Annotated in this window: 18 protein-coding genes and 1 other RNA gene; 6 read left to right on the plus strand and 13 right to left on the minus strand. The window is 62.5% G+C overall.

The window, feature by feature from the left end; genetic code table 11:
• Positions 1-212 precede the first annotated feature (212 nt).
• Entirely contained in the window at positions 213-614 is a 402-nt protein-coding gene (locus tag ACN9MO_RS10900) for a VOC family protein (RefSeq protein ID WP_057253593.1), read from the plus strand.
• Between the two features lie 29 nt (positions 615-643).
• Here ACN9MO_RS10900 and ACN9MO_RS10905 read toward each other — a convergent pair whose 3' ends face one another.
• Together ACN9MO_RS10905 and miaA are read right to left on the minus strand one after the other, a co-directional pair.
• Positions 644-931 (minus strand): hypothetical protein, encoded by a 288-nt coding sequence (locus ACN9MO_RS10905; protein WP_057253590.1) that lies wholly within the window; start codon positions 929-931, stop codon positions 644-646.
• On the minus strand, positions 928-1,866 hold the full coding sequence (gene miaA, locus ACN9MO_RS10910) for a tRNA (adenosine(37)-N6)-dimethylallyltransferase MiaA (protein ID WP_057253588.1): 939 nt from the start codon (positions 1,864-1,866) through the stop codon (positions 928-930). The genes ACN9MO_RS10905 and miaA overlap by 4 nt, the downstream gene beginning before the upstream one ends.
• Here miaA and serB point away from each other — a divergent pair.
• A complete protein-coding gene (serB, locus tag ACN9MO_RS10915) occupies positions 1,865-2,752 on the plus strand; it encodes a phosphoserine phosphatase SerB (RefSeq protein WP_057253586.1) in 888 nt (295 codons plus the stop codon). The two genes, miaA and serB, sit on opposite strands and share 2 nt — an antisense overlap.
• Complete coding sequence (locus ACN9MO_RS10920) at positions 2,749-3,315, plus strand: GNAT family N-acetyltransferase (protein ID WP_057253584.1); 567 nt, start codon at positions 2,749-2,751, stop codon at positions 3,313-3,315. The genes serB and ACN9MO_RS10920 overlap by 4 nt, the downstream gene beginning before the upstream one ends.
• 86 nt (positions 3,316-3,401) lie before the next feature.
• Here ACN9MO_RS10920 and ACN9MO_RS10925 read toward each other — a convergent pair whose 3' ends face one another.
• From ACN9MO_RS10925 to ACN9MO_RS10975, 11 genes are all read right to left on the minus strand, one after another.
• A complete protein-coding gene (locus tag ACN9MO_RS10925; RefSeq protein ID WP_057253582.1) occupies positions 3,402-4,304 on the minus strand; it encodes a LysR substrate-binding domain-containing protein in 903 nt (300 codons plus the stop codon).
• A gap of 214 nt (positions 4,305-4,518) precedes the next feature.
• Entirely contained in the window at positions 4,519-5,298 is a 780-nt protein-coding gene (locus ACN9MO_RS10930; RefSeq protein ID WP_057253580.1) for an RDD family protein, read from the minus strand.
• A gap of 335 nt (positions 5,299-5,633) precedes the next feature.
• Positions 5,634-7,115 (minus strand): DegQ family serine endoprotease, encoded by a 1,482-nt coding sequence (locus ACN9MO_RS10935; RefSeq protein WP_057253578.1) that lies wholly within the window; start codon positions 7,113-7,115, stop codon positions 5,634-5,636.
• A 350-nt stretch (positions 7,116-7,465) separates the two neighbouring features.
• Positions 7,466-7,852, minus strand: a complete 387-nt coding sequence (locus ACN9MO_RS10940) for an ACT domain-containing protein (protein WP_057253576.1) — start codon at positions 7,850-7,852, stop codon at positions 7,466-7,468.
• Positions 7,853-7,858: 6 nt separating this feature from the next.
• Positions 7,859-8,044: a DUF2065 domain-containing protein gene (locus ACN9MO_RS10945; protein ID WP_057253574.1), complete on the minus strand. Its 186-nt coding sequence runs from the start codon at positions 8,042-8,044 to the stop codon at positions 7,859-7,861.
• A 7-nt stretch (positions 8,045-8,051) separates the two neighbouring features.
• Positions 8,052-8,975 (minus strand): protease modulator HflC, encoded by a 924-nt coding sequence (hflC, locus tag ACN9MO_RS10950; RefSeq protein WP_057253572.1) that lies wholly within the window; start codon positions 8,973-8,975, stop codon positions 8,052-8,054.
• On the minus strand, positions 8,972-10,084 hold the full coding sequence (gene hflK, locus ACN9MO_RS10955) for an FtsH protease activity modulator HflK (protein WP_057253570.1): 1,113 nt from the start codon (positions 10,082-10,084) through the stop codon (positions 8,972-8,974). The genes hflC and hflK overlap by 4 nt, the downstream gene beginning before the upstream one ends.
• Before the next feature lie 155 nt (positions 10,085-10,239).
• Positions 10,240-10,776, minus strand: coding sequence for a dihydrofolate reductase (locus tag ACN9MO_RS10960; protein ID WP_057253568.1), 537 nt, complete (start codon positions 10,774-10,776; stop codon positions 10,240-10,242).
• Positions 10,769-11,374 carry a glutathione S-transferase gene (locus ACN9MO_RS10965; protein WP_057254388.1) on the minus strand — a complete coding sequence of 202 codons (606 nt, stop codon included), beginning with the start codon at positions 11,372-11,374 and terminating at the stop codon, positions 10,769-10,771. Before ACN9MO_RS10965 ends, ACN9MO_RS10960 begins: the two co-directional genes overlap by 8 nt.
• A gap of 161 nt (positions 11,375-11,535) precedes the next feature.
• Positions 11,536-12,330 carry a thymidylate synthase gene (locus ACN9MO_RS10970; RefSeq protein ID WP_057253566.1) on the minus strand — a complete coding sequence of 265 codons (795 nt, stop codon included), beginning with the start codon at positions 12,328-12,330 and terminating at the stop codon, positions 11,536-11,538.
• 203 nt (positions 12,331-12,533) lie between these two features.
• Entirely contained in the window at positions 12,534-12,842 is a 309-nt protein-coding gene (locus tag ACN9MO_RS10975; RefSeq protein ID WP_057253564.1) for a DUF2853 family protein, read from the minus strand.
• Positions 12,843-12,988: 146 nt separating this feature from the next.
• On the opposite strand from ACN9MO_RS10975, the gene ssrA reads away from it, so the two are divergent.
• From ssrA to ACN9MO_RS10990, 3 genes are all read left to right on the plus strand, one after another.
• Positions 12,989-13,348, plus strand: a transfer-messenger RNA (tmRNA) gene (gene ssrA / locus ACN9MO_RS10980).
• 132 nt (positions 13,349-13,480) lie between these two features.
• The gene (locus ACN9MO_RS10985) at positions 13,481-13,993 is read left to right on the plus strand and encodes an SspB family protein (RefSeq protein WP_057253562.1); all 513 of its coding nucleotides are present in this window, start codon (positions 13,481-13,483) and stop codon (positions 13,991-13,993) included.
• Positions 13,994-14,117: 124 nt separating this feature from the next.
• Positions 14,118-14,330, plus strand: a complete 213-nt coding sequence (locus tag ACN9MO_RS10990; protein WP_057253560.1) for a DUF4169 family protein — start codon at positions 14,118-14,120, stop codon at positions 14,328-14,330.
• The last annotated feature ends 57 nt before the right edge of the window (positions 14,331-14,387 follow it).

Here is a 14,387-nt window from a genome sequence, read left to right on the forward strand (position 1 = left end):
CGACCCCTGGCCTTGCCAGGGAAATTGGGCCTCCGATAGAATACGGATCATGATTGTCTCGTGATCCGGGCGCTCATCCAAAGGTGCGGTCGCAAGGCTTCTGGAATGCCAAGGAACCTTTGCAGCGCCCCGTCGTTGGTCTGCGCAATCCTGTAGCGCGAACAGACAGCGGATCTTCAAGCACTCAACGAAAACGAAGTCAGGAGGCCGCCATGGTCGCAAGCGTAACCCCTTTCTTGATGTTCCAGGATGGCGTCGCGGAGGCAGCCATGGCCTTCTACATCTCGCTGTTCCCGAATGCCGAGGTGCTGGAGATCGAGCACTATGGCCCGGGCGAGCAGGGTCCTGAAGGCAGCATCAAGGTCGCGCTGTTCCGGCTCGGCGCACAGAGGGTCAAGTGCATCGACAGCCCGGTCAAACACGCCTTCGATTTTACCCCCTCCTTCTCCTTCTTCGTCGAATGCCAGAGCGAGGACGAGATCATCACGCTCGCGACCATGCTGGCCGAGGACGGTGCCGTGCTGATGCCACTCGACAACTACGGTTTCAGCCAGCGCTTCAGTTGGGTCAACGACCGCTTCGGCGTTTCCTGGCAGCTGAATTTGGCGGCCTGAGCGCAACTCTGCCGAGCGAGACTGACGTGTCAGCCCCTCAAATCGGCATAGTCCCACGATGCCTCAAGCCGGAGACGGGCCTCTTTGACGACGTCGGCGTAGTCTGCCCGAAAAGGTGCGACCAGTTGCTTTTCCAGATCCGCAAGCAACCCGTGCAGCACAGCGCATTCAGCGGTGCTTTCGAAGCACTCCGCGGCCGGCGTGGGAGCATCATTCTCCTCGCACCAACGGGAAAGAAGGTCGAAAAATACGAGGGCTTCATCGGGAGAAAGGCGGATTTCCGCGCTGTCGGGAAGTGATTTCTGCTCGTTTTTCATGGTCGGGAGTTGGCCCCTCCGCTCGACAACACGGCCTCGGCGCGCTCGATCCGCCGCCAGCTCTCGTCGAGCTGATTGCGGAACCAGGTCATCTGGCGCTTGGCATATTGCCGCGTTGCCGCAGCACCCATCTCGATCACCTCGGCCTCGTCGAGTTCGCCCCTCAAGAGTGCCGCAATCTGGCTGACGCCGATCGCCTTCATGAGGGGCATTTCCGGCGGCAGGTCGAGCGAAAGCAGCGTCCGCACTTCGTCGATCGCGCCGCCCGAAAGCATCAACTCGAAACGGCGATTGATGCGGTCGTGCAGGAGCTTTCGCTCCGGCAGCACCACGTATTTCTCCGCCCGGTCCGGATCGACGATCATGGGGCCGTTCTGCTTTTGGAAGAAGCGGATCGGCTTGCCGGTCGCCTCCACCACTTCGAGCGCCCGGACGATCCGCTGGCCGTCGCCGACGTTCAAGGTCGCCGCCGTCTCCGGGTCCTTGGCCTCGAGCACGCGATGCAGGGCTTCGGGCCCTTCCGCCTTCAGCCGTTCGCGCAGCCGCTCGCGGATCGCGGCCGGGATTTCGGGCATGTCTGAGAGACCGCCGGTCAGCGCCTTGAAATAGAGCCCGGTGCCGCCGACGAAGACCGGCATCCGCACCTCCTGCTTGAGCCGCGCGACCAGCGCCTGCGCCTCACGCACCCAGGCGCCGGTGGAATAGGCTGCGGCGGCCGGCACATGGCCATAGAGACAGTGCTCCACGCCGCCCATATCCGCTTCGTCGGGCCGCGCCGTCAGCAATCGCAGCGTGTCATAGACCTGCATGCTGTCGGCATTGACGACCACGCCGCCGTGCCGGCGCGCCAGTTCGACCGCAAGCGCAGACTTGCCGCTGGCGGTCGGCCCGGTTATCAGGATCGCGTCGCTCTCGGTTTCAAGGTTATTGTCCATGGCTCTCGTTGCCACGCTTATCGCCAATCCGTCAAATCCTGTTCTGACGCCAGCACTCGCGGAAACCGCCGCCGATGCCGTCAAGGCGTCCGGCCTCTATTGGCTGGCCGATGGCGTCGCCTGCGATATCGCGCTCGCCGACGGCACCGACCCGGATGCGGCCGAAACCCTGCTGCGCGATGCAATCGGCGGCGCGCCGATCGATGTCGCCGTGCAGGACGCCGAGAGCCGCCGCAAGCGGCTTTTGATCGCCGACATGGATTCGACAATGATCGGCCAGGAATGTATCGACGAACTGGCCGCCGAAGTCGGCCTCAAGGACAAGGTGGCGGCCATCACCGCCCGCGCCATGAACGGCGAGATCGCCTTCGAGCCGGCGCTGATCGAGCGCGTCGCGCTTTTGAAGGGCCTGCCACTCAGCGTCGTCGACGAGGTGATCGCCAAACGCATCACTCTGACGCCGGGTGGACGCACCCTGATCGCGACGATGAAGAGCAAGGGGCATTACACCGCGCTCGTCTCCGGCGGCTTCACCGTCTTCACCGGACCGATCGCCGAGATGCTCGGCTTCGACGAGAACCGCGCCAACACGCTGATCGCCGAAGATGGCGTGCTGACCGGCGAGGTCGCCTCCCCCATCCTCGGCAAGCAGGCCAAGGTCGATGCCCTCATCGACATCGCCGGCCGCCTCGGCATCTCGACGGACGAAGCGCTTGCCGTCGGCGATGGTGCCAACGATCTCGGCATGATCCAGCTTGCCGGCACCGGCGTGGCGCTGCATGCCAAGCCCGTGGTCGCCGAACAGGCCAAGGTGCGCATCGACCACGGCGACCTGACCGCCCTTCTCTATCTCCAGGGCTATCGCAAGACGGATTTCGTCGGATGATCATCACCGAGACCGAGCGGCTGCGCATTCGGGCCTGGAAGGAAAGCGACCGCGATCTCTTCTTCGCCATCAACAGCGACCCCAAGGTCATGGAATTCTTCCCCTTCCGCCGCAACCGAGCGGAAGCCGACGCGCTCTTCGATCGTGTCGGTCGCGGCATCGCCGAGACCGGTCTGGGCTTCTTCGCGATAGCGCTGAAGGCCGACGACCGGCCGCTCGGCTTCTGCGGCCTCGCCTTGACCGACCTGGAGCCGCACCTGCCCAAGGGAACGGTCGAGATCGGCTGGCGACTGGCGCCGTCCTATTGGGGCAAGGGCTTTGTCACGGAAGCCGCCTGCGAGCTCCTGCGCTACGCCTTCGAGGAAAAGGGGCTCGACGAGGTCGTCTCCTTCGCGATCGCCGCCAACAGCCGCTCGACGGCGGTCATGCAACGGCTCGGCATGCACCGCGACGCCTCCCGCGACTTCGACCACCCCCGCGTCCCCGCCGACCAGCCGGCACTCGTGCGCCACGTGCTCTACGCCATCAGCGCCGCCGAGTGGCGGAAGCGGAACGCGAAGTAGCCAGGCCTTCTTTCGACAGGATTGCCCCTCACTATCCTGCCGGACAGAGAGGGGCCGATCACAACACTCTTGACTCTTGGCGCGCCTCACCTCTCCCGCCCGGCGCCCGGGTAGCTCCGCTCGATCCATTCAACAAACGCCTTCGCCGCATCCGACAGTGCATCGAAGCGCCGCGCCACGAGAAAGAACGCGCCATAGGGCACAGATACCTCGAAAGGCTGGATCAACCGCCCGGCGATCACATCATCGCGCGCATGGTCGCGGTCGATCAGCCCTGCGCCGCTGCCACGGAGCGTCGCCTGCAGCACCATCGAACCATCGGCAAAGATGGCGCCGCGCTCGAGCTTCACCGGCGCGGCACCGGCGGTCGTGAACCATTGTTCCCAGAGAAGCCGGTTGTCCTCATGCAGAAGCGCGTGCTGCAGCAGGTCGTCGGGGCGATCGAGCGGCTGCCCGGCGCCGGCGAGCGCCGGCGCGATCACCGGGATCATCTCGACTTTCGCGAGCGGTCGCGCCTCCACCCGCGGCCATGAAACGGCGGTCAAGCTGTGGCGGATGGCGATGTCGGCGTCGCCACTGCGAAACTCGGCGAGCCGGGATTCCGCATCGATCACCAGGTCGATCTCCGGGTGCGCCTCCTGAAACTCCTGCAGATGCGGCACCAGCCAGCACCCGGCAAAGGAAGGCTCGGCGCTGACCTTCAGCGTGTGCGAGAGCCGCCGCCCCGAAAGCATATCGAGGCTCTCTCCGACCATGTCGAATGCCGACGTCAGCACGCCAAGCAGCACGCGGCCATCGGCCGTCAGCCGGACGCTGCGATGATGACGCTCAAACAGCGGTCGGCCGATCAGATCCTCGAGCTCGCGCACCTGACGGCTGATCGCCGCCTGCGAAACGAAAAGCTCGGCGGCGGCCAGCGTGAAGCTCTCCAGCCGTCCCGCCGCCTCGAAACTCCGCAGCGCCGTCAGGGGCAATCGTCCGCGCTTCATGCATAACCTCAAGTTATCCGAAGCCGACAGTAAACTCGTTTGAGGGACAGGGGCAAGTGCGGTGAAATAAAGGTCAGAAAGGAGGTGCGGCCATGCTCGCGATCATCGACATCCTGTTCGAAGCCCTGCGGCGGATGACCTTCCAGCCGGCCCGCAGGAAGTCCTGCATGCACCCTCGAGCGGCAGAGCGTGGCGACTGTTAGTCTGCGGCGCTTCAACTCCGCACCCAGACCGAGGTTCCGGCAGCACGATCGTAAACGGGGTCCCGCTTTCGGATGACACTCACGGTAATCCAAGCAAACCATCCGACGAATATGAGCCCTGCGAGAATGTTGGCGCCGACGAAGAAAGGGTGGGTGAGCAGAACAAACGGGTCCCAGGCCCCACGTGCCACAGCGAGTTCAAATCCCAACGTCACCAGCATGCCGGGAACGACCGCAGCAAACATCACGGCGTAACGCAGCAAAGCCGAACGGACAGGTACGCCAACGGCGAAGGCATCCCGATGGCTCGCCGTTCTGATAGAAAGCAACTGCTTACCGAGGGTCGCGCCGCGGCGGCTTTCCAGCACCACGAGATACGCCAGGAATACGATAATGCCGAAGAAATCGACGGGCCAGACGTCGCGTTGTTTCCCGTCTGCTCCCAGATAATAGGTTTGCGAAATCCGGGTCGTGGTCCCAGCTTCAACGGTAATCTTGCTGACCGTCAAAGTTCTTTTCAGGTCGAACCCAGCCAACGTAACCCGGCATTCAACGACGCTATTGTAATCGGCTGGTGGCGGTGGCGTAGGCGCTATCGGAAGATCACCGATATCTTCGCAAACCGTACTATGGAAACCAAAACTGGCCTGCACGGCTCCGCCGGTTAGCATGAACAGAACGACGACCACAGCCTGCATCGGCAGGGCGACAAGCATAAAGTCTATGAGGAATGCTATGGCTCGTCGCCAGAAGCCTGCGCGCGATACGACATTCTCAACGCTGTACGTCATCAGATTCCCCCGGCGAAATGGGATCTGTTCGACCCCAGTTCGCTAGGTGTAAAGACAACCTTGCGGGGAAATCAATACCTGCCCTACCCGCGCCAGCCGCTCGTCGCCACAATCGCATCCAACTCCGAAAGAAACGCGGACAACCGCACGCCCTTTTCTGGTCGCGGACGCAGGATGAGGGGCGGCAGCAAACCACTGAAGAGATCTGAATCAAAAACTGAACAGGTGGATTCTATCTTCAAGCCTGTCCGCCGATCGCACTGAAAAGACTCGACAATCGGCGGCATGACCGCAGCAAAACACGCGGCGGCGGCTGGCCATCGTGGCGGGCTCGCCTACTCCACCCGCACCGTGACGAAGCGCAGTTCGCCGGTCTTGCTGGAGAGCATCAGGAGCGCGTTGCGGCGGCCGTTCGACTTCAGCTCCTCGACGCGATCGGCAACGTCGCCGGGCGTATCCATCGCCTCCTGGCCGACCTCGACGATCACGTCGCCTGGCTCGACACGGCGTTCCGCCGCCGCCGAATTCGGCGAGACCTCGGTGATGACAACGCCGTCCACGTCTTCGGCAATGCCGTATTTCTTCCGCGTCTCCTCGTTCAGCGTCGCAAGCTTCATGCCGAGCACGACATCGGTCGCGGGCAGCGGGGCTGCTTCGGGCTTGTCCGGCTTTTGCGTCTCGTCGTTGGTTGTCGCCGCCGGCGCGGCAGCGACCTCATCGCCATCTTCGAGGCGACCGAGCGTCACCTTGACCGTCTGCTCCTTGCCGTCACGGACGACCACCACGTCGACCGCCTTGCCGACAGGGCTTTCGGCAACGGCACGCGGCAGATCGCGCATCTCCGTGACGTCACGGCCGTCGAACTTGACGATGACGTCGCCGGCCTTGATCTCGCCATGGGCAATCGGCCCGCCCTCGATGATGCCGGAGACGAGCGCGCCATGCGGCGTCGCCATCTTCAGGCTCTCGGCGATATCGTCGGTCACCGGCTGGATACGGACGCCGAGCCAGCCGCGCCGGGTCTCACCGAAATCCTTGAGCTGCAGCACGACGTTGGCGGCAAGCTCCGTCGGTACCGAGAAGCCGATGCCGATCGAGCCACCCGACGGCGAGATGATCGCGGTGTTGATGCCGATCACTTCGCCGGCCATGTTGAAGAGCGGCCCGCCGGAGTTGCCGCGGTTGATCGCCGCGTCCGTCTGGATGAAGTTGTCGTAGGGACCGGCATTGATGTTGCGGCCGCGCGCCGAGATGATGCCGACGGAAACCGAGCCGCCGAGGCCGAACGGATTGCCGATCGCCATCACCCAGTCACCGATGCGCATCTTGCGGGAATCGCCGAAAGGCACCGCCTTCAGCGGCGTCTTCGGCTCCACCTTCAAGACCGCGAGATCGGTCTTGGTGTCCTTGCCGACGAGCTTGGCCTTGAGCTTGCTGCCATTGGCAAAGTTGATCTCGATATCGTCGGCGCCTTCGATCACGTGGTTGTTGGTAACGATGAAGCCGGTGGGGTCGATGACGAAGCCGGAGCCGAGCGAATCAACGGTGCGCTGACGGTTGCCGCCCTGGCCACCCTGCCCTTTGAAGAACTCGTCGAAATAGGGCTGGTAGGGCGAGCCCTCCGGCACCTGCGGTGCCGGCGCATCGTCATCGTTCTTGACCTTTTGCGAGGTCGCGATGTTGACGACCGCGTCCAGCAGCCCGGCGGCGAGATCGGCAACGGAAGCGGGACCGTTGGTCGGCGGGCGAATGGCCGTGTTCTGGGCGAGCGCCGTGCTGCTGAAGGCAAGCGCGCTTGTCAGCGCCAGAACGCCCAAGGTGGCGCCAAGCGAGTGAGCTCGGAATTTCGTTCGCGTGGACAAGTCGCTTAAGCTCCTCTGGCTGTTCGATGGTCGACCGCTTCTCTTGGCCGCCACCTCTCCTGCCTACGGCGCCGAGCGCCATAGCACTTTGATTCTTCGCACAATTTTGCGTCGACCGGAACCGGCAAGAGCGCCTATGCGGTAGGAACCGTCGACGCAATCCGCAAACCGCGCGACTTTCGATTTTCACCTGAAGATAAGGCGGAATTCGGAAGCGTCCACACACGATTTCCTGATCCCCGCGCAGAGGACTGCGAAAGGCTGGAGGGTACCGGCTGCGTCTTCTTGGAAGGAGGCGCGACGTGTCAGGTCGTCAGGTCGTGCCCGTGGTCTTTCAGGGCCTGCACGGCCTTGTCGAGATCGGAACCGGCGACGAAGACATAGTCGGTGCTGAAGGTCGAATTGGCGAAGACGCCGACGCCGGCGGCCGAAAGCGGCCTGAGCACGGACGAGAGCACGCCGGGAACGTCAAAGGCAAAGTGCTGTTCGACGCGGAAGCAGCGCCAGCCGAGCGAGCTCTGGACGCTGGAAGGCACGCGGGCGGCTCGGCAGACCAGCGTCATCTCCTCGCGGGAGCTCGACACCGTCCAGAAGCCCGGCCCCGGCAACCATTCCGGTATGCTGGAGCCGATAGTGAGGCGGGTGATCGCGTATTCGGCATCGACCAGCCGGATCAGCAGTTTATGTGGCATTTCGCATTATCCTCGAAGCAACCATACAAGTCCGACCCCGGCAGCCACGGAAAAGAGCCCCGCCAGTCGAAGCTGATGTTCGGGGACATACGGCAAACGCTTCGCCATTTCCACCAAAACCAAAGGGGCCAGTGCGTACACCAGCCCCTCGATGATCAGGAAGAAAGCGATTCCCGTCAGGAAATCTGACATCGTCCGCTTAGTTCCCGGTGGTTGCTGGCGGCGCCGCGGCAGCCGGTGCAGTGCCTTCGGAGTCGTTGAAGTAACGGAAGAATTCCGAATGCGGCGAAAGCACAAGCGTCGTGTCCGGGCTACCGATCGACTGGGTATAGGCCGCCATCGAGCGGTAGAATTCGAAGAACTTCGGATCGCGCGCAAAGGCGTCGGCAAAGGTCCTCGTCCGTTCGGCTTCGCCCTCACCGCGCAGAATTTCCGAATCGCGCTGCGCCTCGGCGACGATCTCGACGACCTGACGGTCGGCGATGGCGCGACGACGCTGGCCGGCTTCGTTACCGCGGGCGCGGATCAGTTCGGCTTCGGCCAGGCGCTCGGCCTTCATGCGGTCGAAGGTCTGCTGCGAGACTTCCTGCGTCAGGTCGGTGCGACGGATGCGAACGTCCTCGATGTTGAGGCCGAGCGATTCGGCATCGGTTTTGAGGTCGGCGCGAACTTCGCGCATCATCGATGCACGCTCGTCCGACAGTGCCGCTTCGAAGCCACGCAGACCGTAGACGCGGCGCAGCGATGCGTCGAGACGGGTGCGCAGGCGTGCCTCGGCCGAATCGCGGTCGCCCGAAACGGTTTCGCGGAAGCGGCGGGGATCGGCGATCTTGTAGACGACGAAGGCATCGACTTCATAGAACTTGCCGCCCGAGACCTGGACGCGGATGTTGTCGAGGTCGAAGCGCAGCGCCTGGTCTTCGACATATTGCACGCGGTCGGCATCCATGAAGGCGAAGGGCAGCTTGAAGTAGAGGCCCGGCTCGGCCTTGACGTCCTGGATCTGACCGAAGCGCACGACGATCGCCTGCTGGCGTTCGTTGACCACGAAGATCGACGAATAGAGACCGACGAAGACGACGGCGAGCAGGATCAGGATGACTGAGGTACGATTGTTGATCACTGTGCTGCTCCCGCTGCTGCTGCTGCTGCACCCGACTGGGCAGGCCGGCCAATTTCATTCAGCGGCAGATAGGGCAGAACGCCCTGCCCGTTCTTCTCGTCGATGATGACCTTCTTCGACTTGCCGAGAACGCCCTGCATCGTTTCGAGATAGAGACGTTTGCGGGTGACTTCGGGCGCCTTGGAATATTCGTCATAGACCGAGATAAAGCGTTGCGCCTCACCCTGTGATTCCTTGACGACGCGGTCCTTGTAGGCGGCCGCCTCTTCACGGATCTGCGCGCCCTGACCGCGGGCCTTGCCGAGCACCTGGTTGGCGTACTGGTTGGCTTCTTCGACGAAGCGGTCTTCGTCCTGTTCGGCACGCTGCACTTCGTCGAAGGCGTCGGCCACTTCGCGCGGCGGCGCCGCATCCTCGATCGCGACGGTGTTGACGGAGACGCCGGCACCATAGGTGTCCATCGTCGCCTGGATCGTGCTCTTCACGTCGGCGGCGATTGCCTGACGGTTGTCGCGGAAGATGTCCTGGGCCGGACGGCGGCCGACGACTTCGCGCATGGCGCTTTCTGCGACCCGCTGCAGCGTGTCGGACGGGTTCTCGACGTTGAACAGATAGGCCTTCGGGTCGGTGACCGAGTAGAGCACCGAGAACTGCACGTTGACGATGTTCTGGTCGCCGGAGAGCATCAGACCCGAATTGGACTGACCACCAGTGCGCCCGCCAATGTTTTGCTGCTGCTCCGTCACCTTGACGATCTCGACCGTTTCGAGCGGCCAGAAGTGATAGTGCAGGCCCGGCATCGAAATTTCTTCCTTCGGCTTGCCGAAGCGCATTTCGACGCCGCGCTCGTCTGGCTGCACCGTGTAGATCGAATTGATCAGGATGAAGCCGACGATCAGCAGGCCGACGATGGCGAAGACACCGCCGTTGAAACCGCCGGGAACGACATTCTTAAGCTGGTCCTGACCACGGCGAATGATCTCTTCCAGATCCGGCGGGCCACCCTTGCCGCCACGCGGCCGATTGGGCCCCTGGCCCCATGGGCCCTGATTGCCGCCGCCGCCGCCGCCCCATGGGCCGCCGCCGCCATTCTGATTGCTCCAGGGCATCAAAACCTCTCTATTGACACTTCCCACGCCAAACGGCCGCGCCACCGCGCGGTCGTTTACGATGTGAAACCGTTATAGGTATCACCCGCACCGCTTTCAACGCGATAGGCCCGAGTTCACCGTAAATGGTTCAAAATAGTTGACGATCCGGCGCGTCAGGCTGTCGCACGCCGCTTCCAGGTAACGAAATGCATGGCGTGACTGTCCTTTTCGCCCTGCGGCAGGTCTTCTTCGAACACCTTCTCGAACACTTGCGCGTCGATATCAGGAAAGCGCGTGTCACCATCGACCTCGGCCTGGACCTCGGTCACGTGCAGGATATCCGCCATGCCGATCGACTGGCGATAGATCTCGCCGCCGCCGATAACGCAGATCTCATCGACGCCCGCCGCCTGAGCCTCGCGGTTCGCGACCGCGATCGCGGCATCGAGCGATGGCACGACATCAGCGCCTTCGGCGACAAAATCCGTGTTGCGGGTGATGACGATATTGGCTCGGCCAGGTAGCGGACGGTTCAGCGAAGCCCAGGTCTTGCGCCCCATGATCACCGGCTTGCCGATCGTCAGCGCCTTGAAGCGCTTGAGGTCAGTCGAAAGCCGCCAGGGCAGATCGCCGTCTCGCCCGATGACGCCGTTGGCGGCAACGGCGACGACGATCGATATCTTCGGATGGATGCTCTTCGTTTCAGTCATGGAACCCGTTCGGTTTGCTGTCGATTTCCCTTGCCCGGTCGTAGGCCGCCCGGTCCGTCACCACGCGGATGTAGCGGTCGACCACCGTGCTTTCCGGCAGGATCTTGCGCATCCATTGCAGCGCGCTTGCGAGCAGCAGGTCGGCCGCACTCATCGTTTCGCCGAGCAGATAGGTCCGGCGGGTGAGCACGTCGATCACATGAGCGCACATTTCGTTGTAGAGCCGCGCCTGCGCCGGATTGTTGATGGTCGCACCGGAGATATGGGCGAGCGCCGTCGGCTCGATCACCCCGGCATAATAGGCGAGCCAGGAGAGATAGGCGCCGCGCTCCTTGTGACCGGGCGGCCGACCGAGGCTGCAATCGGGATGGAGGTCGGTCAGATATTGCACGACCGCCGCCGATTCCCAGATCACTGCGCCGTTGTGAATGAGCGCCGGCACCTGCTTGTGCGGATGCGGATTGTTATCGTCCGGCGCGCCGGAGCCATCCCAGCGGCGGATCGAGACGTAGCGGATCTCGTATTCGGCACCCAGTTCCTCAAGCAGCCAGACGATGCGCGACGACCGCGACAGGGGCGCATGGATCAGTGTGAGCATCATACCTCCCTTGAGGGCCAGCCCTCCCCGGCCACTCTCCGCTGCAGCCCTCGCCAATCGGCTCCATGGCCACGCCCGTATTGTCATGCATGGCAGCGAGGCCCACCCGCACACGCCGGGTCGTCGCTGGCGCGCAGGCGGGTCCGCCCCGCCCAGGTGCCTTAGACCGCGATCGGCGCCTTGATCGTTGAATCAGCTTCGTAGCCGACGAGCGTAAAGTCTTCGAAGCAGAAAGAAAACAGGTCCTTCACGTCAGGATTGATTTCCATCCGCGGCAACGCCTTCGGCGTGCGGGTCAGCTGCAGCCGGGCCTGTTCGAAATGGTTGTGGTAGATATGCGCATCGCCGAGCGTGTGCACGAAATCGCCGAGCTTCAGGCCGGTCACCTGCGCCACCATCATCGTCAAAAGCGCGTAGGACGCGATGTTGAACGGCACGCCGAGGAAGATGTCGGCGGAGCGCTGATAGAGCTGGCAGGAGAGCTTGCCGTCCGCCACGTAGAACTGGAACAGGCAGTGGCATGGCGGCAGCGCCATCTCGTCTACCAGTGCCGGGTTCCAGGCCGAAACGATGTGGCGGCGCGAGTTCGGGTTGGTCTTGAGGCTCTCGACGAGGCCTTCGATCTGGTCGATGTGACGCCCATCCGGCGCGGGCCAGGAGCGCCACTGATAACCGTAGACCGGGCCGAGATCGCCGTTTTCGTCGGCCCATTCGTCCCAGATGGTGACGCCGTTTTCCTTGAGGTAGCGAACGTTGGTATCGCCCTTCAGGAACCAGAGCAGTTCATGGATGATCGAGCGCAGATGCAGCTTCTTTGTCGTCAGCACCGGGAAACCTTCGGCGAGGTCGAAGCGCATCTGGTGGCCGAAGACCGAGCGCGTGCCCGTACCCGTCCGGTCGCCCCGGTCGGTTCCGTTGGTCATCACATGGTCGAGAAGGTCGAGATATTGCTGCATGGTCTGGCGCCGCCGATTCGTATTGCCCTGAATTTAGGACGAAGCCGGCGGCGAACCAATGACCTCCGGGCGATTATCCCGGATAATTCGGCTGCCTTAGAGCGGGATGAGGAAAAGTGCACGCGCTTTTCCTCATCCCGCTCTAACTATGAGAGGCGATCACGTTTATGGTTTTGGGTCAATCGACCCAAAACCATCGTGATCTACAGCGCTTGCAGCTTCCCGAGGTTCTTCGCCACCAGGTAATAGAAGGTAACGCGCGACTTGGAGCGATCGGCAGACATCTCCTTGACCGTGGCGGCGATCGCCGTATCCGCATCGCCGCCGCTGATGCCGAGCTTCTTCTCGCACCATTTCTCCTTGACCCGCTCGAGCTCCTTCGGATCGGTCGCCGACACGAGCGAAGAATCCTTGTTGCGAAGCGCAATCCCAAGGTGACGCACGATCTTGTTCACGATCGCCTCGTCGGCGCCGCTGTCGTATTTCTGCACATCTGCGAGGTAGTCCGTCATGAGGCCTCCAGGTTGCTTTGTTTCTCGAAACTGCGGCCGGACAATGCCTGCCGCATGCAGCAGCGGGAGTTTTTCATGGATGCCGGTCAAGTCAAGGCGGTTCGGGGCCGGCACAGTCCGGGACAAAGTCATATATCCGACACATCCCCCTTTTCTTGGAGACAGGAAAGACCTATATGAACGGTGCCGTCTTCGGGCGGCTATGGCAATAAACGGGCGATGAAATAAACCCATTGGACCCGGGGGCGGTACCCGGCGCCTCCACCAAAAACCGATCTCCTGAGGATCGGCTTTTGATGGGGGCGAAATAGGATCGACAAGGGCGTAAAGATCGACTTTTTGCTCGGCATTGTACCACCGTTATCGGGCTAAACTTATAGTTGCAAACGACAACTATGCTGAAGCACGTCTCGCTGCTTAATCGCGGTGCGACACTTCAAATCAAGTCCTTCCGGGTAGCACCGTAAGGCGGGGTCCGAAGGCACCTGGCAACAGAAGCCTTCACCTTCTCCCCCGCCTCGAAATGGTCTATAGATGCTCAAATAATTGACTCGTCCCTTGTGGATGGGCAATGAAGCGTGACGGCGGCTAGCCGGCAGCAAGCAGTAAGATTGAGTTCGAGGAAAGACGGGACACTCATGGGCCAGGACCACATCCGCTACGACATTCTGGCACAGGACGCGCTCCGCAGCGTCATCCGCAAGGTCCTGACCGAAGTCGCCACGACAGGCCATCTGCCCGGCGAACACCACTTCTTCATCACCTTCCTGACCGGCGCGCCGGGCGTGCGCATCTCGCAGCACCTCAAGGCGAAGTATCCCGAGCAGATGACCATCGTCGTCCAGCACCAGTTCTGGGAACTGAAGGTCACTGACGTCGGCTTCGAGATCGGGCTTTCCTTCTCCGACACGCCGGAACGCCTGGTGATCCCGTTCAACGCCATCCGCGGCTTCTACGACCCCTCGGTCAATTTCGAGCTGGAGTTCGATGTCGCCGCCGGCGAGGAAGAGGAAGTGGAATCGGCCGAAATCACCGCCTATCCGGTCCCGGAAGAAAACGGCGAAGCCACGGCCAAGGAAGACAAGCCTACCGAACCGAAGAACGGCGGCGGCTCCGTCGTTTCGCTCGATTCCTTCCGCAAGAAGAACTGATCACCACCGGCTGCAAGCCGCCTCCAGTCGCAGCCGATTGGGCGGCCAGGATCATGCAGCCACGCGAAGTGCTACAGCGGCCTTTGCGCGTTGAGGACGCGCAGCGCTGAAGGAGCATCGGATCATGACCGGCGACGTCGTCAATCTGCGCCAGTTCCGCAAGCGCCAGCAGCGCACGGAAAAGGAAAAACAGGCCGAACAGAACCGCATCTCCTTCGGCCGCACCAAGGCTGAAAAATCCCTGACAAAGGCGCTGAACGACAAGGCGGAGACCCGCCTTGACCAGGGCCGCATCGAGCGGCCGGCCAAGGACGAAGGCGGCGACAGCAAGGACTGAGCCGCCCTTCCCGAAGAAAAGGCTTCCGGAGCAAGGACTTGCGACCGCTTTTCGAAT

Source organism: Ensifer sp. R-19 (assembly GCF_049905105.1).
GTDB lineage: Bacteria > Pseudomonadota > Alphaproteobacteria > Rhizobiales > Rhizobiaceae > Ensifer.